The following is a 20,893-nucleotide window of genomic DNA, read 5'->3' as shown; positions in this document are numbered from 1 at the left end:
TCAGGATCCGGACGGGGCCGGCCGGGCGGCCGCGACGCCGGCGGCCTCCGCGCGGCCCACCGCCTTGCGCAGCGCCACGGTGGCCGCGGCTCCCGCCGCCAGCCCGAAGAGCACGGCGGCCGGGATCCCGGTGCCGAGACTGCCGAAGAGCTGAGGCACCCCGTACGGCGCGTCCGAGGCGTCCATCGCGATCCGCAGCAGCCGGCTCGCCAGCAGACCGAGGACGGTCGCGCCCACCGCGCCCAGCGCCATCGCCGGGAGGGTGGTCCGGGTGAGCAGCACCGGCAGCCGCCGCAGCGCCACCCACACCACGGCGAGCAGCAGCACGTCCGCCGTCCGGTAGAGCAGCCACCTGCCGATCTGCCCGCTGCCCGGGACGTCCCAGTAGCCCAGCAGAAGCCACTGGCGCAGGAGTTCGCCCGGCTCGGAGAACATCCCGTCGAACGGGGAGAACATCTGGATCTCCGCGGCGACCGGCTGGTACGAGAGGACCACCAGCGACACGGCGATCACCGTGGTGCCGACGGTGGCCGCCAGCCGGGTGGCGCGCTCGGGGACGATGTTCTGCGGCACCGGACCGGCGCCCTCGGCCGCCATGCGCGCCACGAGCACGGTCACCGCCGCCGCCACCAGCGCGGCCACCACCGGCATCTGCCGCCCCGAGGCGATCACGTTCGACAGCTGGGGCAGGACGCGGTAGCTGCCGTGGCCCATCGAGGCGATCAGCCAGGGCGCCGAGACGGTCATCGCCAGCATCCCGGCCACCGTCCCCCAGGCCCACACCATGAGCAGAGAGACCGTCATCCGGCCCTGTACGGGCGGCAGTCGGCGGATCAGGGGCAGTGCGCCGAGCGCGAAGAAGGCGAAGAGCGCGGCGAACCGGACCTGCGCCGCGGTCGTGTACAGCGAGAGGTAGTCGCCCCCGGTCCCGCCGGGCTGTCCGGCGTCGCCGAGCGGCACGATCGGCGTGGGCTCGTACGACCAGGGGGCCAGCCAGCGGCCGAGCTCCGCGGCGACCTCGATGCCGAACACACCGTTGCTGCCCGCCAGGTGCAGGGCCTCGGTACTCGCCCCGGCCCACCAGAGGAGCGCCGTGATCACCAGCCCTCCCGCCAGTGCCGGTATCGCCGCGCGTCGGTATGTCATGAACTGCCCCCGCATCGTTCGGTCATTCGGTGAATCCGCTGGTCAAGAAGGCTACGACGGGCCGGGGGCGGGCCGCTCACCGGTCCGGGCGGGCCCGGTCGGGATGGCCCGAGTCCGTTGGGAGAACAGTGGGTTGATCCCCGGGTGCGGCGGGACGGCGGCGCATATGCTCCGCAGGTAGGCCCGCGCGTCCGGGGGGCCTCGCGAACCGTAAGGGGAAACGAGCCGTGAGCGTCCGCATCCAACCCTCCTCCCAGGTCGACGAGACGGCCGAGCTGGGCGAGGGGACCACCATCTGGGATCTGGCACAGATACGCGAGGAGGCCCGGCTCGGGCGCGGCTGCATCGTGGGGCGCGGGGCGTACGTGGGGCCCGGCGTGCGCATCGGCGACCACGTCAAGCTGCAGAACTACGCGCTCGTCTACGAACCGGCCGTACTCGGCGACGGCGTGTTCATCGGCCCGGCGGCCGTGCTCACCAACGACTTCTACCCGCGCGCGGTCGACCCCGACGGCAAGCTGAAGCGCGACGGCGACTGGGAGGCCGCCGGCGTCGTGGTCGCCGAGGGCGCCTCGCTCGGGGCCCGGTCCGTCTGCGTGGCCGGGGTGCGGATCGGCCGCTGGGCACTGGTCGCGGCCGGGGCCGTGGTCTCCCGGGACGTGGCCGACTTCGCCCTCGTCGCCGGAGTGCCGGCCCGGCGGATCGGCTGGGTGGGGAAGGCCGGAGTCCGCCTGGTGGAGGCCGAGGGGAAGCCCGGCGTCTGGGAGTGCCCGAGCACCGGCGCGCTGTACGAGGAGAAGGACGGCGCGCTGGCCGAGGCCGGCTGACGACATGTCGGCAATTTGAGGCAACGGCATTTCCTCAAAACCACAATCAACGAACATCCGTGGGCATACCGTGTCCCTGCACAACGGGATCTGAGCAGGCAACAGGCCATGCCCAGTGGGGGGTTGTACACGACGAGGCACCGGGACAGTGTCATGTCCGGACGCGGCGCCACCGCGCCGGACGGGACACTGCCGATCCGTGTGCCCCGGTCCGCGGCATCGCTGGGGGGTTCCAGACGCAGCCGCCGGACGGTTCTGGCCACGGCGCACGCCGCCGCGGGCCGGGACGTCGTCATGCACGATCCCCCTCCGCCGAGCGATCAGAGGGGATAGGTGTGTTGGAGCGCTACGGCTCGGACATGCGGGGTGCGAGGAGCACCCGGGAAGTCGGGGTGGGGACCCGATGACCACCAAACGATTAGGAGCACTGGCTCACGGGGACCCGGCGCTGCACGCCCTCGCCGAGCGGCTGCTCGCACTGGCCGAGGCGGGTCTGCCCGCGATGTACCTGCCCGGGGAAGAGACCTTCGTGTTCACCCGGGTGGGCAAGGTGTCGCCCGACGGCACCCGCGGGCTGGAACAGCGGGGGACCAGCACCCGGTACGCGGCGATCACCGCGCTCGGGGCCCGGTTCCTGCCCGAGGAGCGCCAGCGGGCCCTGTTCGGCGGGCGCACCGCCGAGGAGTTCACCGGACTGCTCGTGCAGCGGCTGCCCGGGGTGGTCAACCTCGGCGACGCCGCGCTCATCGCCTGGGCCGCCGCCGAGACCGGCCACGCCAAGCTGTCCGACGCCCTCGACCGCGTGGCCGACCTGGACCGGCCGGGACGGCCGCAGTACACGGTCGAGGCGGCCTGGGTGCTCTCCGCCCTCGCGGCCGCCCGCGCCGCGGTGGACGTGGAGGACCGGATCCCGGCCGCCCGCGACCGCCTGCTCGCGGCCAGGGCCGCGGACAGCCCGCTGTTCCCGCACGCCACCGCACCGGGACTGGTGCCCGGCTACCGGTCCCACGTGGCCTGCTTCGCCGACCAGACGTATCCGCTCCAGGCCCTGGCCCGGCTGCACGCGAGCGGCGAGGACCACGAGGCCCTCGCCGCCGCCGACGCCTGCGCCGCCCGCATCTGCGCCCTGCAGGGGGACGGCGGACAGTGGTGGTGGCACTACGACGCCCGGCACGGCACGGTCGTCGAGGGCTACCCCGTCTACAGCGTCCACCAGCACGCGATGGCCCCGACCGCGCTGTTCGACCTGGCCGAGGCGGGCGGGACGGACTTCGGCGCGGACATCCGCCGCGGACTGCGCTGGATGACGGAGGTCCCCGAGATCGCGGGGCCCGCCGGCACCCCGCGCGAGCCGATGATCCGCGAGGAGCTCGGCGTCACCTGGCGCAAGGTCTACCGCGGCGACCCGAAGAAGGCCGTCCGGGCGGCCCGCGGCCTCACCACCCGGGTCGCGCCGCGCGCCCGGCTGGCACCCCTCGACGGGCTCTTCAGGCCGCTCGCGGTGGACCGCGAGTGCCGCCCGTACGAGTTCGGCTGGATGCTGTACGCCTGGCTCGGGGGGCCGCTGAGATGAGCCGACGACAGTATCTCTTCGGGGTCGGACTCGACCCCCTGACCATGGACGAGACCGTCCAGCGCTGCCTGGACGCCGTGCGGCGCGGCGAGCAGATCGAGATCGGCATGGTCAACGCCGCGAAGCTCGTCAACATGCGGCGCGACCCCCGTCTCGCCGAGGCCGTGTCCGGCTGCGACCTCGTCCTCGCCGACGGCCAGGCGGTGGTCTGGGCCGGCCGCGTCCTGGGCGTCCGGCTGCCCGAACGGGTCGCGGGCATCGACCTGTTCATGCGGCTGCTCGCCGCCGCCGAGGTGGCGGACATCCCCGTCTACCTGCTCGGCGCCCGGCAGGACGTCCTGGAGCAGATGCTCCGGCAGATCTCCGAACGGTTCCCGAAGCTGTACGTGGCGGGCAGCCGCAACGGCTACTTCGACGACTCCGACCAGGAGTCGGTCGCCGATGCCGTCGCCGACAGCCGCGCCGGGCTGCTGTTCCTCGGCATGACCTCGCCCAAGAAGGAGATCTTCACCGCCGGTTACGGCAAGCGCACCGGCGTCCACGTCGTGCACGGGGTGGGCGGCTCCTTCGACATCCTCGCCGGGATCACCAAGCGGGCACCGCTGGTCTGGCAGCGGATGGGGCTCGAATGGTTCTACCGCACCCTCCAGGAGCCCCGCCGGCTCGCCAAGCGCTACTTCACCACCAACGCCGCCTTCCTCGCCATGACGGCCCGGGAACTCGTCCGCCGCACACCGCCTGCCGGCCTTGCGAACAGGAGTCACTGATGCGCGTCGTCGTCGTGGGACAGGGATACGTCGGGCTGCCGCTCGCCATCCGCGCCGCCGAGGTCGGCCACCAGGTGATCGGGTACGACGTGGACTCCCGCCGGGTCAAGAGCCTCGCCGCCGGCGAGTCCTTCGTGGAGGACGTCACCTCGGAGCGGATCGCCCGCGCGCTGGAGCGCGGCAGCTACCGGCCCAGCGAACTCGCCCGGGACTGCGGCGGTTTCGACGTCGCCGTCGTCACCGTCCCGACCCCCCTGCGGGAGGGCACGCCCGACCTGCGCTACATCGAGGAGTCGGCCCGCACCCTGGCCCGGTTCCTGCGGCCGGGCGCCACGGTCATCCTGGAGTCCACCACCTACCCGGGCACCACCGAGGAACTGTTCGCACCGATCCTGGAGGACGGCTCCGGGCTCACCGCGGGCGCCGACTTCCACCTCGGCTACAGCCCCGAACGCATCGACCCGGGGAACGCCGTCTGGGGCTTCCAGCAGACCCCCAAGGTGGTCTCCGGCGTCGACGCGGCCTCGCTCAAGGCCGTCGAGGCCTTCTACGGGGAACTCGTCGACACCACCGTGCCGGTGAGCTCGCCCAAGGAGGCCGAGCTGGCCAAACTGCTGGAGAACACCTTCCGGCACGTGAACATCGCGCTGGTCAACGAGATAGCCATGTTCGCCCGCCACCTCGACATCGACGTGTGGCAGGCCATCGAGGCGGCCTCCAGCAAGCCCTTCGGCTTCATGAAGTTCACCCCCGGCCCCGGGGTCGGCGGGCACTGCCTGCCCATCGACCCCTCCTACCTGTCCTGGCGCGTACAGCGGGAACTCGGCCAGAACTTCCGCTTCGTCGAGCTCGCCAACGACATCAACAGCCACATGCCGGAGTACGTGGCACGCCGCGTCATCGACGCGCTCAACACCAAACGCCGCTCCGTCAACGGCTCCCGGGTGCTGCTGCTCGGTCTCGCCTACAAGAAGAACACCGGCGACGCCCGTGAATCGCCGGCGGTGCGCATCTCCCAGCTGCTCATCGACATGGGTGCCAAGGTGCGGGCGGCCGACCCCCACGTGGTCGAGAGCATCGCGGTGGACGCGCGGCTGGTCCGCGTCGAACCCACCCGCAAGGAGATCGCCAACGCCGACGTCGTGGTCCTGATCACCGACCACGACTCCTTCGACTACAAGCTGGTCGCCGAACACGCCTCGTACGTACTGGACTGCCGCAACCGGCTGTCGGGGCCCAACGTGGAGGTGCTCTGAGCCGTGGGCAGCCCGAAGAGGATCATCTGCGTCGCCGGAGCGCGGCCCAACTACATGAAGATCAAACCGGTGATGGACGCACTGGAGCGCCGCGGCGCCGAAGTGGTCCTGGTCCACACCGGCCAGCACTACGACGAGTCCATGAACGACGTGTTCTTCCGCGACCTCGGCATCCGGAAACCCGACCGGTACCTCGGTGCCGGATCCGGCTCCCACGCCGAGCAGACCGGCCGGGTGATGGCCGCGTTCGAGCCGCTGGTGGACGAACTGGCCCCGGACGCCGTGGTGGTGGTCGGCGACATCAACTCCACGCTGGCCTGCGCCCTGGTCACCGCGAAGGCCGGCCCGCTCCTGGCCCACGTGGAGGCCGGCCTGCGCAGCCGCGACTGGTCCATGCCCGAGGAGGTCAACCGGGTCGCCACCGACCGGCTCAGCGACTACCTGCTGGCCCCCTCGCCCGACGCCGCCGCGAACCTGCGGGCCGAGGGGTACCGGGAGGACCAGATCCACGTCGTCGGCAACGTCATGATCGACACCCTGCGCGCCAACCTGGAGCGGGCCCGGCAGTCCGACGTGCTCGACCGCCACGGCCTGACCCGGGGCGGATACGGCCTGGTCACCCTGCACCGGCCGGCCAACGTGGACGACCCCGCGGCCCTGCGCGGCCTGCTCAAGGCCCTGGGCGAGATCGCGGACCGCTGCCCGCTGCTGCTGCCCGTGCACCCGAGGGCCGCCGAGCGGCTGGCCGAACTGGGCGTACCCGGCGGCATCAGGCTCGTACCGGCCGCCGGATACCTCGACTTCATCGCCCTGCAGGACTCCGCCCGCCTGGTGCTCACCGACTCGGGCGGCGTCCAGGAGGAGACCACCGCGCTGGGCGTGCCCTGCGTGACCCTGCGGGAGAACACCGAGCGGCCCGTCACGGTGGAGCAGGGGACCAACGTCCTCGCCGGCACGGACCCCGACCGCGTCGTGGCCACCGTGAACCGGGTGCTCGACGATCCGCCCGCGCCCCGCTGCCCCGAACTCTGGGACGGCAGGGCGAGCGAGCGCATCGCCGAGGTCCTGCTGGACGGCGGGAGCAGGCACACCCGGCCCCGGCCCACCGATCTCGTCCCGCAATAGCGCGGCAACGCGGCAACCAGGTAGTTCAGAGAAGGGGAAGACCTTGGATCTCGCCGAAATCTGGCGGGTCATGCGCAGGCGCTGGTACGTCCTGATACCCGGGCTGGTGATCACGGCGGTGCTGGCCGCCGCCGTGCATTTCCTCGTCCCCGTGGAGTACCGGTCGCAGAGCACGGTGACCCTCCTCAACTCGGAGAAGGCCACCAAGGCCTTCGACGGCAACCCCTTCCTGAGCACCCAGACCTCCCTCACCGGGATGGCCGACGCCCTGGCCCGCAACCTGAACTCCGACGGTGCGATCGCCGACCTGAAGGCCCTGGGCGTCACCGGCACGCCCGAGGCCAAGATCGCCGACAACGCCCTGGGGCCGTTCATGTGGCTGACCGTCAGCGGCAGCAACCCCGCGGCGGTGCTCAAGTCGGACCAGATCTTCACCGAGTACGCGGAGAAGAGGCTGAAGGAGTTCCAGACCCAGCAGTCGGTGGCCCCCGATGCGATGATCAGGATGGACACGATCGTGCCTCCCCAGCAGCCGGAGGCCCAGACCAAGTCCCGGATCCAGTTCCTCGTCATGGCGGGCGCACTGGGCTTCGTGCTCAGCCTGGTCGCCACCTTCTTCGTGGAGGCCCGCAAGCGGCGGGGCCCCGGCAGGCACCGGCCCGACACCGGCGAGGACCAGGGGGACGGGCCGGAGGCCCGGGCGCCCGAGCCGGAGGAGCGACCGGCCGCCCCCGTCTCCCGGACCGAGGAACCCGCCGTGGAACGGACGCTCGGCATCCGTCGGCCGCCCTCCTGGGCCCGGTCCGGCCAGAACGGGCCGGCGGCCGCGCAGCCCGAGGCGCCACAGCCCGTCATGGCCGCGCCGACCACCGCCGAGCCGCTCGACGAGGAGCCGACCCATGGACACCGTCCGCACACCGGACAGTGAGACCGGTGCGCCGGGCGGAGCCCCCGCTCCGCCCCCGCCCGCAGACACCGTTCCTCCCGCCCTCGGCCGGAAGGTCCGTTCGGCGGCCCGGTGGAGCCTGATCAACACCCTGGTCCTGCGCCTGGGCAACTTCGCGACCGGTATCGTCCTGGCGCGCTTCGCGCTGGGCCCGGCGGAATGGGGCGTCTACGGCGTCGCACAGACCGTGCTGCTGGTCCTGCTGTCCGCGAACGAGCTGGGCGTGAGCCTGGCCATCGTGCGCTGGGAGGGGGACCCGCGACGGTTCGCGCCGACCGTGCTGACCCTCAGCACCCTCTCCAGCGGCGTGCTGTACGTGGCGCTGTTCGCGGCGGCACCGACGGTGGCGGGCCTGCTCGGCTCGCCGGACGCCACCGGTGTCCTGCGGGTGATGTGCCTGTGCGTGCTGATCGGCGGGGTGGCGGCGGTGCCCGGCCAGTTCCTCACCCGCGAGTTCGCCCAGGGCAAGCGGATGGTCATAGACGGACTCAACTTCGTGGTCAGCACCTCGGTCACGCTGCTGCTGGCCTTCGCGGGCTGGGGGGCGATGAGCTTCGCCTGGGGGGCCGTGGCGGGGAACACCGTGACGCTGATCGGGTGCTGCCTGGCGGTACCGGGCACCCTGAAGTACGGCTGGGACCACGGGCACGCCAGGGAGCTCCTGAGGTTCGGGCTTCCGCTGGCGGGGGCGAGCCTGCTGGCCCTCGCGGTGGTCAACGTCGACACCATGCTGGTCGGGGCGACGGTGGGCGACGTGGCCCTCGGCTTCTACGTCCTCGCCTTCAACATCTCCGGCTGGCCCGTGCGGATCATCTCCGAGGCCGCCCGCAGGGTCACCTTCGCCGGCTTCTCCCGGCTGGCCGAGTCGCCGCAGGCGCTCGCCCGGGGCTTCAGCCGCGCCCTGGGCGTGGTGGTCACCGGCACCGTCCCGCTGTGCGTCCTGCTGGCCGGCTTCGCAGCGCCGGCCATCGAGCTGATCTACGGGAGCCAGTGGACGGCCGCCGCACCGGCCCTGCCCTGGCTGATGGCCCTCGGCCTGATCCGCATCGGCAGTGAGCTCGCCTACGACTGCCTGATCGCGGTCGGCCAGCGCCGCTCGCTCTTCGTGGTGCAGGGTCTGTGGCTGGTGGCCCTGATCCCGGTGCTCCTCGTCGGCGCCCGGCTGAACGGCATCGTCGGAGCCTCCCAGGCCCATGTCCTGGTAGCCGGCGGCCTGGTGGTGCCCGTGTTCCTGTACGCCCTCAGCCGGGGCGGGATCGGGGTCGGCTGGGTGGCGAAGGCGTGCGCGTGGCCCTTCCTCGGCGGCGCCGTGATGGCCGCGACCATCCTGGGCCTGGAGCGCCTGCTCGGCGACGGCCCGCTCGCGCTCGCGGCCACCGGCACGACCGCCCTGGCCGCCTACACGCTGTGCGTACTGCCCAGCCGCGGCTTCCTGCGCGGCACCGACGGCGGCGACCGGCCCCGCGGTGACGGCCCCCGCAGTGACGGGCCGCGCGGCGACGGGCCCCGCCACGGCCGGCGCCGGACGCCCGCACCGGCCCGGCCCACCCCACAGGACACGAGGTGAACCCGATGCCACGGCGCACCAGCCGAAACCCGCTCGCCGGACTGCTCTTCTTGGCCCTCCTCGCGGTCATGGGCGTGGCCTGCTCCGGACCGGACCGGTCCGCGCTGCCGGACTGCCCGGATTCCGCGCGCACCTGCCCCGCGAGCGGCTCCCCGGCGTCGCCGGGCCCCGCCGCTGCGACCGCGGGCGGCCCGACGACGGCCAGCCCCGCAGCCTCCGGCACCCCGACGGCGAAGCCCACCGCGACGGCGGCCCCCCAGACCCCCTCGGGCGCACCCGCGGCCCAGGCCGCCTGCGCCTCGTTCAGCGCCTGCGGCTTCCCGGACGCCTCCACCACCGGTCCGCGGATCCCGCTCACGCCCCACAAGACCGGGTACATGGCCGTCCGGGAGAACGGGCTCGTCATCCGGGGCTGGGACATCACCGGCGCGCTCGACGTCTACGCGAACGACGTCACCGTCATCGACAGCAAGATCACCTCGGACAGCTGGTGGGGCATCAACCTGCGCCCCGGCTTCAGCGGCCTGCGGGTCCTGCACTCCACCATCACGGCCGTGCCCGGCAAGGGCCCGGACAACGGCGGTGTCGACTACGCGGTCTCCAACATGGGCGGCAGCTCCATCGAGGTCGGCTGGTGCGACGTCTCCGTGTTCGGCGACGCCCTCTCCATGGGACAGGGCAACCTGCACGACAACTACGTCCACGACATCGTCCCGTTCGTCAACCTGGGCGGCGAGTGGCAGCACACCAACGCGGTGATCAGCGGCGGCGGCAACACGGGTGAGCTGATCATCCGCCACAACACCCTGCTGAACCCGACCGGCCTCAAGGAGGGCGCCTCGGGCAGCATCGGCCTGTTCGCGGACACGGGGGTGGTCCGCAACGTCACCGTCGACGACAACTGGATCGCCGGCGGCGCCTACGCCCTGTACGGCGGCAGCACCGGGGCCACCGGGATCAAGGTCACCGACAACGTCTTCTCGACCGAGTACCATCCGGCCGCCGGCGGATACGGCGTGGTCGCCCACTGGAACCACAGCGGCGCCGGAAACGTGTGGCGGGGCAACCGGATGTCCGACGGCCGCCCGATCCAGCCCGAGCCGGCCCAGTGAGCGGCCCCGTGAGCGGCCCCGTGCGCCGTATGGCGCGGGCGCCCTGGACGCTCCTCAAGGCGCTGTTCGGCTGGCTGGTGCTCTTCGAGGCCAGGAACAAGGTCCTGCTGGCCCCCACCGCGGTGCGGCTGCGCCGGACGGAGGACGCCGAGACCCGCAGGCTGGCCCGCGTCCTGGAGTCGCCGCCCTCGGCGCTGGTCGCCACGGTGATCGCCACCCACCGGCGCCCCGTGGAGCTGCGTGCCGCGGTGCGCTCGGCGCTGGACCAGACCGTCCGCGACCAGGTCGTGATCGTGGTCGACGACGGCGCCGGACTGCCCGAACTCCCGCAAGACCCACGGCTGTTCGCCGTATCACTGGCGCGCAACACCGGTGTGGCGGGCATCGTGCGCAACGTCGGCATCCGCCTCACCCGCTCCCGGTACGTCGCCTTCCTGGACGACGACAACCTGTGGGAACCCGACCATCTGGAACGGACCCTGGCGGTCCTCGAACCCGCCGACGGGCCCGACGGCGTCTACACGGCGCTGCGCCGCGTCCTGCCCGACGGCAGCGAGCAGGACGTCCTGTCGGTGCCCTTCGACCGGCGCCGCGCCGCGCGCGAGGCCTTCCTGGACACCAACGCCTTCGTCGCCCGCCGCAACCGCTCCCTTCACTTCAGCCGTCTGCGCCGGACGCCGGAGGTGCTGCCCCGCGAGGACTGGGAGCTGATCCGCCGGTACGGCCGCCGGCACCGGGTGCGCCACGTGCCGCACCCCACCGTCCGCTACCTCATGAACCCGGCGAGCTTCTACACCCGATGGCGACAGTCCAGTTGAAGTCGAAGCCCGCCTCTCTTCCGCTCCGACCACAGGTGGTTGATCCGATGCCCCGATCCCGGGCCCTCCGAAACAAGTTCGTCGACGCACCCGGCTCCCTGGGAGAACGACTGCGCATCGCCCGCTGGGAACGCTTCCGGCGCTGCTTCCCCGGCATCGAGAACATGCGCGTCGTGGACCTGGGCGGGACCGCCGAGATGTGGCTGCGCGCACCCGTGCGCGCCAAGCACGTCCACCTCATCAACCTCGAGCAACATCCCGCCGAACTGCCCGACTGGATCACCGCGGAGACCGCCGACGTCACCGACCCGGAGGTCGCCGCCGAACTGAGCGACCAGGGCGGCTACGACCTGGTCTTCTCCAACTCGACCATCGAGCACGTGGGCGGCCACAGCCAGCGCCGGCGGTTCGTCGCCGCCGTCGAGCAGCTGGCGCCCCTGCACTGGATCCAGACGCCGTACCGCTACTTCCCGGTCGAGCCGCACTTCGTCGCACCCGGCTTCCAGTTCCTGCCGCTGGCCGCCAGGACCCGACTGGTACGGCACTGGCCCCTGGTCCACAGCCGTCCCGACAGCCCCGAGTCGGCCATGAACGCCGTGGTCAACATCGAGCTGCTGGGCCGCGCCGAAATGAGCTACCTGTTCCCCGGGTCGGTGCTCCTCAGCGAGCGGGTGCTCGGTGTCACGAAGTCGCTGACCGCCGTACGAACGGAGCGCGCATGCTGAACAACCTGATCAACCGACACGATGCGGACCGGCTGCTGCGCAAGGTGCGCCGGCTGGAACTCGACCCGGTGCTGGCCAAGCTGCGGGTGCGCGGCGGCGCGCGCGTGGTCCAGCACTGGTCCCAGGTCGACCCGTCGCTGACCGAATGGTGGGCGATCCCGGAAGTCATCAAGCGCTGGAACCTGCTGATGACCGGCGACGCGGACACCTCCTTCCCGCAGTTCGTGGCAGCCGAGCACTTCGCGCCGCGCACCGATCTGCGCGGCCTCTCCCTCGGCTGCGGCACCGGGGGGAACGAACTGCTCTGGGCGAAGACCGGCGCGTTCGGCCTCCTGGAGGGCGTGGACGTGGCGCAGCAGCGCATCGACTTCGCCACGCAGTCCGCCGCCGACGAGGGCCTCTCCGACGTCCTGCGCTTCCGCGTCACCGACGTCAACCGGATGGCCGGCGACGGGGAGCGCTTCGACGTGCTGCTGGGCCTGCAGTCGCTGCACCACTTCGACAACCTCGACGAGACCCTGCCGCGGCTGTCGCAACTGATCGAGCCCGGCGGGACGTTCGTGATCGACGAGTTCGTCGGCCCCACCCGCTTCCAGTGGTCCGACGCCCAGCTGGACGCGGCGAACGCGCTGCTGGCCCGGCTCCCCGAGGAGCGGCGGCGCCTGGCCGACGGCCGGATCAAGCACCGCGTCGTACGGCCCAGCCGGCTGTCGATGGTGCTCGACGACCCGTCGGAGGCGGTCGACGCGGCCGCACTGCTGCCGGGCCTGCGGCGCCACTTCGAGGTCGTCGAGGAACGGCCCTACGGGGGCACGGTGCTGCACATCGCGTTCTCGGGGATCGCGCACAACTTCCGGGACCGGCAGCCGGAGACGCTGGCGCTGCTGGACCAGTGCTTCGCCGCGGAGGACGCCGCACTCCCGGAAGTGGGGCACGACTTCATCGCCATGGTCTGCCGCCCCCGCGGCGGGCACTAGGCAGTCTCAGGCCGTCCCGGAGCTCAGACCGTCCCGGAGCTCAGGGCCCCGGAGTGACGCGCAGGGCGCCCGGCCGGGCGAGTGCGGCCGCGGCCGCACGGGCGGCCGGGCGGCCCAGCGCGGCCCGCGAGGTCTCCCGGAGCAGGACGGCGGCACGGAAGGCCGCCGTCGCCACCGGACCGTGCCGCCGCTCGTAGAGCCGTACGCGGTTCAGCGTCAGCAGGGTCCACAGGCGCGGCGAGACCTGCGACTCCCCGCCCAGGTGGGTGGCCGCGGCGGCCGGCTCCAGCCGGGTCGCGAAGCCGCGGTCACGGGCCCGCAGGCAGTACTCCGTCTCCTCCGAGTAGAGGAAGAACGATTCGTCCCACGGGCCGCACGCGGCCAGGCAGTCGGCGGAGAGGGCCATCAGCGCTCCCGTCGCCCAGTCCGCGGACGTGGGCCGCGCGTACGCACCGGGGTCGGTGACCAGTTCGCTCAGGTGGGGGAAGCGCCCGGCCCGGCGGTTGCCGATGACGGCCTCGCCGAGGGCGCGGGTGACGCTCGACTCCCGGCGCAGCGAGTGCACGAGCGTGCGGCCGTCCTCCTCGTACAGCAGCGGCACGCTGATCCCGACGCGGTCGCCGTCGCCCACGGGCGCGCCGAGCCCGTCCACGAGCAGCTTGGCGCAGCCCCGCCGCATCCGGATGTCCGGGTTGCACACGAGTGCCGCCCGGGGCCCGTCCTCCCAGTCGGCGGTGGCCCCGAGGGCGGCGTTCACCCCGGCCGCGTACCCGGCGTTGCGGCCGGTCTGGACGACCGTCGCGTCCGGAGCCAGCGAGCGGATCACGTCCACGGTGTCGTCGGCCGAGTCGTTGTCGGCGACGACCAGCCGCCAGTCGAGTCCCTCCATGGCCTCCGGCAGGGAGGAGATGAAGTCCGGGAGGACCGCGGCACTGTTCCAGGTGACGACGAGGACGGCTACGGGACCGGTACCGCTGCTCTGGCTGCGGGAGGCTGGGCTGTCGAACCGCATGAGGACTCCATGGTCTGGGGCTTCGGCGCCGCGCGCCTGATGAAGCCGAGGTAACTGCCTCCGGCGGCGATCGTCAGGAAGAACATCCCGGCGAACATCGGGAAGCTGAGGGCGTCGAAGGTGGCGCTGCTGACCAGGGCGACGAGGGCGGAGGCGAAGAACGCCTGCCCGAGCTCCCGGTCGGACTCGTCACGGGCCAGCCGGCGGATGGCGCCGCCCTGGTGGATCCCGGTCAGGAAGAGGGCCAGGAGGGCGATCAGCCCGAGGAAGCCCATCTCCGCCAGCGTCAGCATGTACTGGTTGTCGGTGAAGAAGTAGAGCTCGGGGATGAAGGTGCCCAGACCCTGCCCGAACAGGGGCCGCCCCTCGAGATAGGGGACGATCGCGCTGTACTTGACCGTACGGGCCTGGGTGCTGCTGTCGGAGTTGGCGAAGAAGGACCCGAACAGGGTGGTGATGGTCCCGATCAGCCCGGGGATGATGACCTTGAAGCCGGCCACCGAACCCAGCAGCAGACCGATCGCGGTCCACCGCCGCTGCGGCTTCCACCGCGGCACCATCACCAGCACCACGATGAACGCACCGATGATCGACGTCCGCGACACCGTCAGCGGCAGCGAGCCGCCCACCAGCACCACCGGCAGCCAGCGCCGCCACCACTTCAGGTGCGCCCGCACCGGGTCGAACGCCTGCTGGATGGCGAACGGCAGCAGCAGGGCGAGCATCCCGCCGAACTCCAGGGGGTGCGCCGTCGTGGAGCGCGGACGGGTGAAGGCCCCGCGGTCCATGGCGGCCAGCTGCGGGACGCTCGACGAGAGCCCGGGGATGCTGATCTGGTCGGCGACGTTCGTGGCGGCGAAGAAGTCGTAGTAGCCGATCGCGGCCACCACCGACGCCATCACCACGGCCCGCCGCAGCAGCGTGTCGAGCCGCGGCCGGTCCTGGACCGCCGCGGAGACCAGCACCACCAGGGACACCCACACCAGCAGCGCGATCAGTCCGCGGTCCGCCCCGAGGACCTCCTTGCGGGAGGCGCCCCGGGTCGCGTTCGCCAGGTACGAGGCCAGCACCGCGACCGCCAGCAGCCACATGATCACCCGCGGCAGCCGGGTGCCCGGCGCGGGCCGGATCCGCCCGGTGATCCAGGCCGCCAGGTACCAGAACAGGCCCAGCAGCGCGAACACGTTGGCCGGCGTCCCCACACCGCCCATCCCCGGCAGCGTCAGGTTCGACGGGATGAAGAAGGCCAGCACCAGATAGCCGGTGAGCAGCGTCACCGCGTCCAGCTGACGGCCCCGGGCCCGCCTGCGGTCCCGCCATGCGCGCACCGCGCCGCCGGACCCGGCCGCACGCCTGCGGCGCACCGCCACCACCAGGGTCTCCGTCACGAAGGACAGCGCGAACCCGGCCGTGGTGCAGAGGATGAGGACGCTCAGCACCTGCTGGTAGCGGGTCTTGAGCTGGGGTCGCGGGATCTGCGGCAGCACCACGGGCGTGGTCTGCACGAAGAACGCGGGAGCCACCTTCGCCGCCGCCTGGAGCGCACCCAGCTGCTCCCCGGCGAAATTGGTGAGGATGGTGGTCTCCCGCAGGACCTTCTCCCGGTCGGTGCCCGTGACGGTCAGCGTGAGGATCGGGCCCGAGGCACCCGCGGCGAAGGACACCGTGTACGGGTCCGTCACCCCGAGGCCGTGCAGGTCCCGCGCCGCGTCCGCCCCCGACAGGGTCCTGATCAGCACGTCCGCGGTCACGACCAGCGTGCCGCCCGCGTTGGCGATGGGATTGCCGAACGAGGGGGCCAGCTCGGCCACCGCCTTGGAGTCGGTCAGCGCCACCGAGCTCTGCGACTGGTACGACACCGGGACCGACCGGTACAGGTGGCCGGCCGCGAGCACCCCGACCAGCAGCATCGGCACCATCACGTACCAGCGCCGCCGGAGCACCGCGAGGATTTCACCGATGGTCACGAACGCCCCCGAGAGCTACCGGATTTGATGGCGCGCCGACACGTGTCCTGACAGGATCGATCACGACGTGGGGAACGGAAGGAATCGTGTGTCGCCTGGTGAGTTGGTCCGAGCGCTGCTCCGGCGCTGGTACGTCCTGGCCGTCGCGATGGCGCTGGCGGCCGTAGGAGCCCTCCAGGTGCTGCGCCCCAGCCCGACGTACCTGAGCTCGGCGATCGTCGTGCTCAAACCCCCGGTGACCGGCACCCAGCCGAACCAGCTCGCCAATCTGCAGCCGCCGCTGGCCGCCGTCTCCTACGCGGCCGTCAGCCAGCTGGAGTCGCGCGCCGGGACCGACGAACTGCGCGCCGCGGGGGTCGAGGGCACGTACCGGCTGATCCCGCGGAACAGCGGCACCAGCGTGACCCCCCGCTACCTGATCCCCTCCCTGCAGATCCAGGCGGAGCAGCCCGCGCCGGCCGCCGCCGACGCGACCGTGAAGAAGATCATCGACGTCTACTCGAAGCACCTGACGGACCTGCAGACGAAGCAGGGGATACCCGAAGCCGCGCGGATGACCGTCACGCTCCTCGTGCCGCCGAACTCCGTGGCGCAGACCGGCACCAAGAGCCGAGGGCTGGCCGGTGCGGCGCTCCTCGCCCTGGTGACCGGGGTGGCGGCGGCCCTGTGGACCGACCAGCTGCTCGCCCGCCGGACCCGACGGGCGAGCAGCTGAGTGGAACAGACGGTGCATCAGATCCCTCGGCGCTTCCAGGACCGCCACCACAGCCACTCGCGGCCCCGGTCGGCTACGGCGGACAGCACCAGCGGCTGGAGGTACGGCATCGTCCGCGCCCCGATCCGCCGGCGCAGGCGCAGCGCCCGGTACTCGCCGAGCCCGGTGTAGCCGCCGGGCAGGCACTCGGCGGCGAAGCCGACGAGCTCGTCCACCGGAACGACCCCGGTGCGCCCCCGGTCGTACGCCCGGTAGGCACGCCGCAACGCGTACCGGGCGAGCCGGGTGCGCGCCGCCCGTGACAGCCGCTCGGTGTCCGGGAGCAGCCCGCCGCACTTCTCCAGCACCGAGTCGAAGGCGACGAGGCGCTGGCGGAGGTCGTCGAGCTGTCCGCCGAAGTCCGTGGTGGACATGTTGTTGCCGTGGACGCGGTAGAACGCCTGATCGGCGCCGCGGACGTAGCCGACGTCGGCGTGGGCCGCGAGCCGCATCCACATCTCGATGTCACCGGCGTGCGGGAGCTCCGGATCGTAGCCCCCCACCTTGCGCTGGAGACTCGTACGCACCACCACCTCGGGCGAGGTGATGCACCCGGTCCCCTCCCGGAAGCGGCGCTCCAGCCACCAGTGGCCCGGGTAGACCACCGACCCGGTGGACCGGGTCCGGGCGGCGGGCAGCGGCCCGCCGTGCCGGAACCGCAGCGGTCTGCCGTAGGCGAAGCCCGCCTCCGGATGGGCGTCGAGCAGCGCGGCGGCGCGCACCAGGGCCCCGGGGACCAGCCGGTCGTCCGCCGAGAGCAGGGCGACGTAGTCCCCGTCGGCCCACTCCAGCAGGCCCTCGTTGTAGGTGGCGATGTGGCCCCGGTTCTGCTCGTGGACCCGCACCTCGATCCGCGGGTCCTTCGCGGCCAGGGCCCGCGCCACGTCCGCGGAGTCGTCGGGCGAGGCGTCGTCGATGATCAGCACCCGGACGTCGACGCCCTCCTGTTCGTCCAGGACGCTCTTGACGCAGTCGGCCAGGAAGTGGCCGTACTTGTAGCAGGGGATCACCACGCTGACCGTGCTCACTGGCCGGACACCTCCGAGGCGGCGGCCGACTGGGCGAGCGCGGGCGGGTTGGTGGTGAAGATCGGGCCGACCCAGTAGTTCACCGAGCCGAACGTGTTGTTGGGGAAGGCGGTGGACGTGCCGTACTTGTAGAGGCCGTTGGCCCCGCCCGTGCCGTCGGCCGGTGCGACCAGCGGGTAGGAGCGGTGCGCCGCCGTGAAGTAGCCGCCGTCCACCGAGTAGTTGCCGTTCGGTGCGTGGTAGGAGGCCACGTAGGAGGTGCCCGCGGTGACGGGCACCGGGTTGGCGAACTGGAGCTGCTGCCAGCCGGTGAGCGTTTCGCTGCCGAAGGTGCCGGTGGCCAGGAGCGTGCCGTCGGCGGCCCAGAGGCTGCCGGTGTGGGTGCCGGTGTTGTTCGGTCCCTTGTAGAAGGTGACGCCGGTGATGTAGCCGTTCACCGCCGACTGGAAGCGGGTGCCCAGCTCCACCGAATTGGTGTCGTCACCCACGTTGGCGGTGCTCGGGGTCGTCGTGCCGGTCCACAGCGTGCAGGGGCAGTTGACCGTCGGCGGTGTCGTGCTGGTGGTGAAGTTCCACGTCACCGGCGCCGTCATGGCGTTGCCCCACAGGTCGGAGGCCTGCACGGACGCCGTGTAGGTCGTGCTCAGCGCGAGCTCGCCGGCCGGGGTGAAGGTGGCGCTGTTCGAAGCCCCCAGCACCTTCGTGCCCGGTACGGAGTTGCCGCCGGAGTCCTTCAGCGTGAACACCAGCGTGTCCGCGTCGATGGCCCCGCTGAAGGTCGCCGAGACCGTCGCCGTGATCGCGGTGCCGGTCGCCGCGGACTGCGGCGAGATGCCCGTGACCGTGGGCGGCGTCGTACTGGCCGTGGCGGTGTCCAGGACCGCGTCCACCCAGTAGTTGCTGCCCGAGGAGGCGTTGTTCGGGAACCCGCCCGCGGCCGCGTAGCGGTAGACGCCGTTGCCGCCGTCGGTGCCGTTCTTCAGTGCGGTGAGCGGGGCCAGGCCGGCGTCGGACGAGGCGAAGGTGGTGTCGTAGGAGTAGCCGCCGTGCGGTGCGAAGTAGGAGGCGATGTAGGTGGTGTTGGGCTTGACCGGCACCGGGGAGGAGAAGTTCAGCTGCTGCCAGCCGGACGCCGTCTCGTTGGTGAAGGTGCCGGTGGCCAGGCGCTGGCCGGTGCTGCTCCACAGGCTGCCGGTGTGGGTGCCGGTGTTGGCGGGGGACTTGTAGAAGCGGACGCCGGTGATGGAGCCGGGCACCGACGAGCGGATCTTCACGCCGAGCTCGACCGCGCCGCCGTCACCGCCGTTGACCGTGCCGGGCACGGTCGCGGCCGGCCAGACGGTGCACGGGCACTGCTGCGGGCCGACGGTCACCGGCACGGTGGTGGTGGCGCCGATGTTCACGCTGTCGTCCACCGCGCGCACCTTGATCTGGGCCGCGCCCGGGGCGGTGGGCGTCCACGTGTACGTCCAGGAGCCGATGCCCGTGGTCGCCTTCCAGGTGGTCCCGCCGTCGGTGGAGACCTCCACGCGGGCCACCACGCCGCCGCCGGTGTCCGTCGCCGTGCCCTTGATGGTCACGGGCTTCAGGGCCGGCACGGTGGCGTTCGCCGCCGGGCTGGTCACCGTGACGGAGGGCCCGGTGGTGTCCGTCGAGGCCGTCGCCGCGACCAGGTTGCCCTGCAGGGACTTGGGCTGGACGCCCATGTCCGCGAACACGTTCACCGTGGCCTGCTGCATCCGCTTGTCCTCGGTGACCACCGCGTCGTCCGGATTGCCGGTGGGCATGTTCGTCAGGCCCCAGGACCACTGCACCGTGCCCGCCCCGAACACCAGGGCGTGGGAGGTCTGGTCGCGGAAGGCGACCAGGCTGTGCGTCGCGGTGCCGTTGCCGTAGTTGTTCCCGTAGTCGAGCCGGAGCTTGCCGTCGGTGATGTCCACCGTGGTCGAGGACATGGCGATCTGCCCCGGCGGCCGGTAGCCGTCCTCCACGTCGCTGTCCCATTCGTAGCCGAGGGTGCCGACCGGGAACGTGGCGGTCTGGGAGGGGGTCAGGGCCGCGACGGTCGTGCCCCGCCACAGCCGCATCTTGGCGAAGGAGCCCGGCACGGTGATCGCGTCGGCGCGGTAGCCGTTCACGCTGAAGAGCGTGCCGGTCAGCTGGTTCTGCGGCTGGTAGGTGCGCCCGTTGGTGCCGCTGGCCGGGTCCATCCAGGTGCCCGTCCAGATCCCGCTCGGGTCGGGTACGCCGTTCGGCACCGGGAAGGACAGCTTGGTCTCCTTGTAGCAGACCAGTGTCCGGTTCGCGGTGTTCGCGCCGTCGATGCTCGGGGCGAGGCGGGTCTTCCAGAAGACCTCGTTGCCGCTGAAGTAGGTCTGGTGGACCCCGGCGCGCCGGGCGTTCAGCGCGTTGGTGAACTGGTCCTGCGTCCAGTACTCGTCGTGTCCCGAGGACATGAAGACCTTGTGGTTCTGCAGCTGCGCGGCACCCCGCGTCGACACGTCGATCCCCGACATGTAGCTCACGTCGTACCCGTTGCGCTCCAGCCACGCGACCATCTGGTACTCGGAGCCGTAGATGCCGTTCTCCCCGCCGATGTCCATCGGCCGGTTGTAACTGACCTCGTACGCACGCCCGTCGGGGGCGGGGCCGGTGCCGTCGTACAGGTCCTGGCCGCCGTAGTTGTTGTACGCCTGCCAGGTCTGGTCGCTGGTCTGCACCACGATGTCGGAGTGGCCGGAGTCGTTGCGGACGACGAACGGATAGGGCATCACGCCGTTGCCGTCCGCCTGGTCGAAGTTGACGATGTACAGACCGGAGACGGCGTCGGCCGGCACGGTCCACGTCGCGGTGACGGGCCAGTTCCCGCAGTCGACCAGACCCGTGGAGGCCTTGGTCGTACAGCTCTTGGGATTGCCGCCCTGCGCGAAGTTCGCCGGATACGTCTGCGCGGCCTGGGCCGCGGTCGACATCAGGCGGGCCCCGTTGCCCCCGTAGTGGCCCAGCCGGTAGACCGAGACGTGGTACGCGGTCGACGACTGGATCTTGAACTGCACGGTCTCGCCGGCCTGGACGCTCGTCTGGGCCGGGAAGCCCTTGATGTCGCCGTAGGCGCTGGGCGCGAACCAGTCGGACATGGGCGTGCCCGGCTTGGAGTTCTCGCACACGATGGCATTGGACCCGGGGCCGCACGGGTCGGCGGCACTGGCCACCGACGGCGGGAGGACCGTGGCCATGAGGGCGGCGACCACGGTGAAGAGACCGTACCGGAGTAGCCTTCTCCGTCTGTTCAT

Annotated in this window: 17 protein-coding genes; 12 read left to right on the top strand and 5 right to left on the bottom strand. The window is 71.9% G+C overall.

The genetic code is table 11. From position 1 onward, the window contains the following. A complete protein-coding gene (locus tag ACIGFK_RS01045) occupies positions 1-1,146 on the bottom strand; it encodes a hypothetical protein (RefSeq protein WP_376656662.1) in 1,146 nt (381 codons plus the stop codon). Positions 1,147-1,373: 227 nt separating this feature from the next. Here ACIGFK_RS01045 and ACIGFK_RS01040 point away from each other — a divergent pair, with 227 nt between their 5' ends. From ACIGFK_RS01040 to ACIGFK_RS00990, 11 genes are all read left to right on the top strand, one after another. Beyond that, entirely contained in the window at positions 1,374-1,973 is a 600-nt protein-coding gene (locus ACIGFK_RS01040) for an acyltransferase (RefSeq protein ID WP_376656661.1), read from the top strand. A 403-nt stretch (positions 1,974-2,376) separates the two neighbouring features. Further along, a complete protein-coding gene (locus ACIGFK_RS01035) occupies positions 2,377-3,546 on the top strand; it encodes a hypothetical protein (protein WP_376656660.1) in 1,170 nt (389 codons plus the stop codon). Further along, positions 3,543-4,313 (top strand): WecB/TagA/CpsF family glycosyltransferase, encoded by a 771-nt coding sequence (locus tag ACIGFK_RS01030; RefSeq protein WP_376656659.1) that lies wholly within the window; start codon positions 3,543-3,545, stop codon positions 4,311-4,313. The genes ACIGFK_RS01035 and ACIGFK_RS01030 overlap by 4 nt, the downstream gene beginning before the upstream one ends. Beyond that, a complete protein-coding gene (locus ACIGFK_RS01025; RefSeq protein ID WP_376656658.1) occupies positions 4,313-5,569 on the top strand; it encodes a nucleotide sugar dehydrogenase in 1,257 nt (418 codons plus the stop codon). The genes ACIGFK_RS01030 and ACIGFK_RS01025 overlap by 1 nt, the downstream gene beginning before the upstream one ends. Before the next feature lie 3 nt (positions 5,570-5,572). Beyond that, positions 5,573-6,694, top strand: a complete 1,122-nt coding sequence (gene wecB / locus ACIGFK_RS01020) for a non-hydrolyzing UDP-N-acetylglucosamine 2-epimerase (RefSeq protein ID WP_386470585.1) — start codon at positions 5,573-5,575, stop codon at positions 6,692-6,694. A gap of 43 nt (positions 6,695-6,737) precedes the next feature. Next, on the top strand, positions 6,738-7,622 hold the full coding sequence (locus ACIGFK_RS01015) for a Wzz/FepE/Etk N-terminal domain-containing protein (protein ID WP_376656656.1): 885 nt from the start codon (positions 6,738-6,740) through the stop codon (positions 7,620-7,622). Continuing rightward, positions 7,594-9,207 (top strand): lipopolysaccharide biosynthesis protein, encoded by a 1,614-nt coding sequence (locus tag ACIGFK_RS01010; protein WP_386470588.1) that lies wholly within the window; start codon positions 7,594-7,596, stop codon positions 9,205-9,207. Before ACIGFK_RS01015 ends, ACIGFK_RS01010 begins: the two co-directional genes overlap by 29 nt. A 5-nt stretch (positions 9,208-9,212) precedes the next feature. Further along, positions 9,213-10,319 (top strand): hypothetical protein, encoded by a 1,107-nt coding sequence (locus ACIGFK_RS01005; RefSeq protein WP_400050083.1) that lies wholly within the window; start codon positions 9,213-9,215, stop codon positions 10,317-10,319. 8 nt (positions 10,320-10,327) lie between these two features. Next, complete coding sequence (locus ACIGFK_RS01000) at positions 10,328-11,137, top strand: glycosyltransferase family 2 protein (RefSeq protein ID WP_376656653.1); 810 nt, start codon at positions 10,328-10,330, stop codon at positions 11,135-11,137. A 47-nt stretch (positions 11,138-11,184) separates the two neighbouring features. Then, entirely contained in the window at positions 11,185-11,862 is a 678-nt protein-coding gene (locus ACIGFK_RS00995; RefSeq protein WP_376656652.1) for a class I SAM-dependent methyltransferase, read from the top strand. Next, positions 11,856-12,839: a class I SAM-dependent methyltransferase gene (locus ACIGFK_RS00990; RefSeq protein ID WP_400050082.1), complete on the top strand. Its 984-nt coding sequence runs from the start codon at positions 11,856-11,858 to the stop codon at positions 12,837-12,839. Before ACIGFK_RS00995 ends, ACIGFK_RS00990 begins: the two co-directional genes overlap by 7 nt. A gap of 40 nt (positions 12,840-12,879) precedes the next feature. On the opposite strand, the gene ACIGFK_RS00985 is transcribed toward ACIGFK_RS00990, so the two are convergent. Further along, positions 12,880-13,851 carry a glycosyltransferase family 2 protein gene (locus ACIGFK_RS00985; protein WP_386470598.1) on the bottom strand — a complete coding sequence of 324 codons (972 nt, stop codon included), beginning with the start codon at positions 13,849-13,851 and terminating at the stop codon, positions 12,880-12,882. Further along, positions 13,797-15,818, bottom strand: coding sequence for an O-antigen ligase family protein (locus ACIGFK_RS00980; protein WP_376656649.1), 2,022 nt, complete (start codon positions 15,816-15,818; stop codon positions 13,797-13,799). Before ACIGFK_RS00980 ends, ACIGFK_RS00985 begins: the two co-directional genes overlap by 55 nt. 88 nt (positions 15,819-15,906) lie before the next feature. Between ACIGFK_RS00980 and ACIGFK_RS00975 the strand changes: the two genes are divergently transcribed. Then, complete coding sequence (locus ACIGFK_RS00975) at positions 15,907-16,533, top strand: hypothetical protein (protein ID WP_386470600.1); 627 nt, start codon at positions 15,907-15,909, stop codon at positions 16,531-16,533. 17 nt (positions 16,534-16,550) lie between these two features. Here the strand turns inward: ACIGFK_RS00975 and ACIGFK_RS00970 are convergent, their stop codons facing one another. Together ACIGFK_RS00970 and ACIGFK_RS00965 are read right to left on the bottom strand one after the other, a co-directional pair. After that, positions 16,551-17,600: a glycosyltransferase gene (locus tag ACIGFK_RS00970; RefSeq protein ID WP_400050081.1), complete on the bottom strand. Its 1,050-nt coding sequence runs from the start codon at positions 17,598-17,600 to the stop codon at positions 16,551-16,553. Further along, positions 17,597-20,893, bottom strand: coding sequence for a DUF4082 domain-containing protein (locus tag ACIGFK_RS00965; protein WP_376656646.1), 3,297 nt, complete (start codon positions 20,891-20,893; stop codon positions 17,597-17,599). The genes ACIGFK_RS00970 and ACIGFK_RS00965 overlap by 4 nt, the downstream gene beginning before the upstream one ends.

The sequence above is a fragment of the Streptomyces sp. NPDC085524 genome (genome assembly GCF_044541755.1).
Classification (GTDB): Bacteria; Actinomycetota; Actinomycetes; order Streptomycetales; family Streptomycetaceae; genus Streptomyces.
Note: the sequence above shows the minus strand (reverse complement) of the source record. Positions and strands in the feature narration are given on the sequence as shown.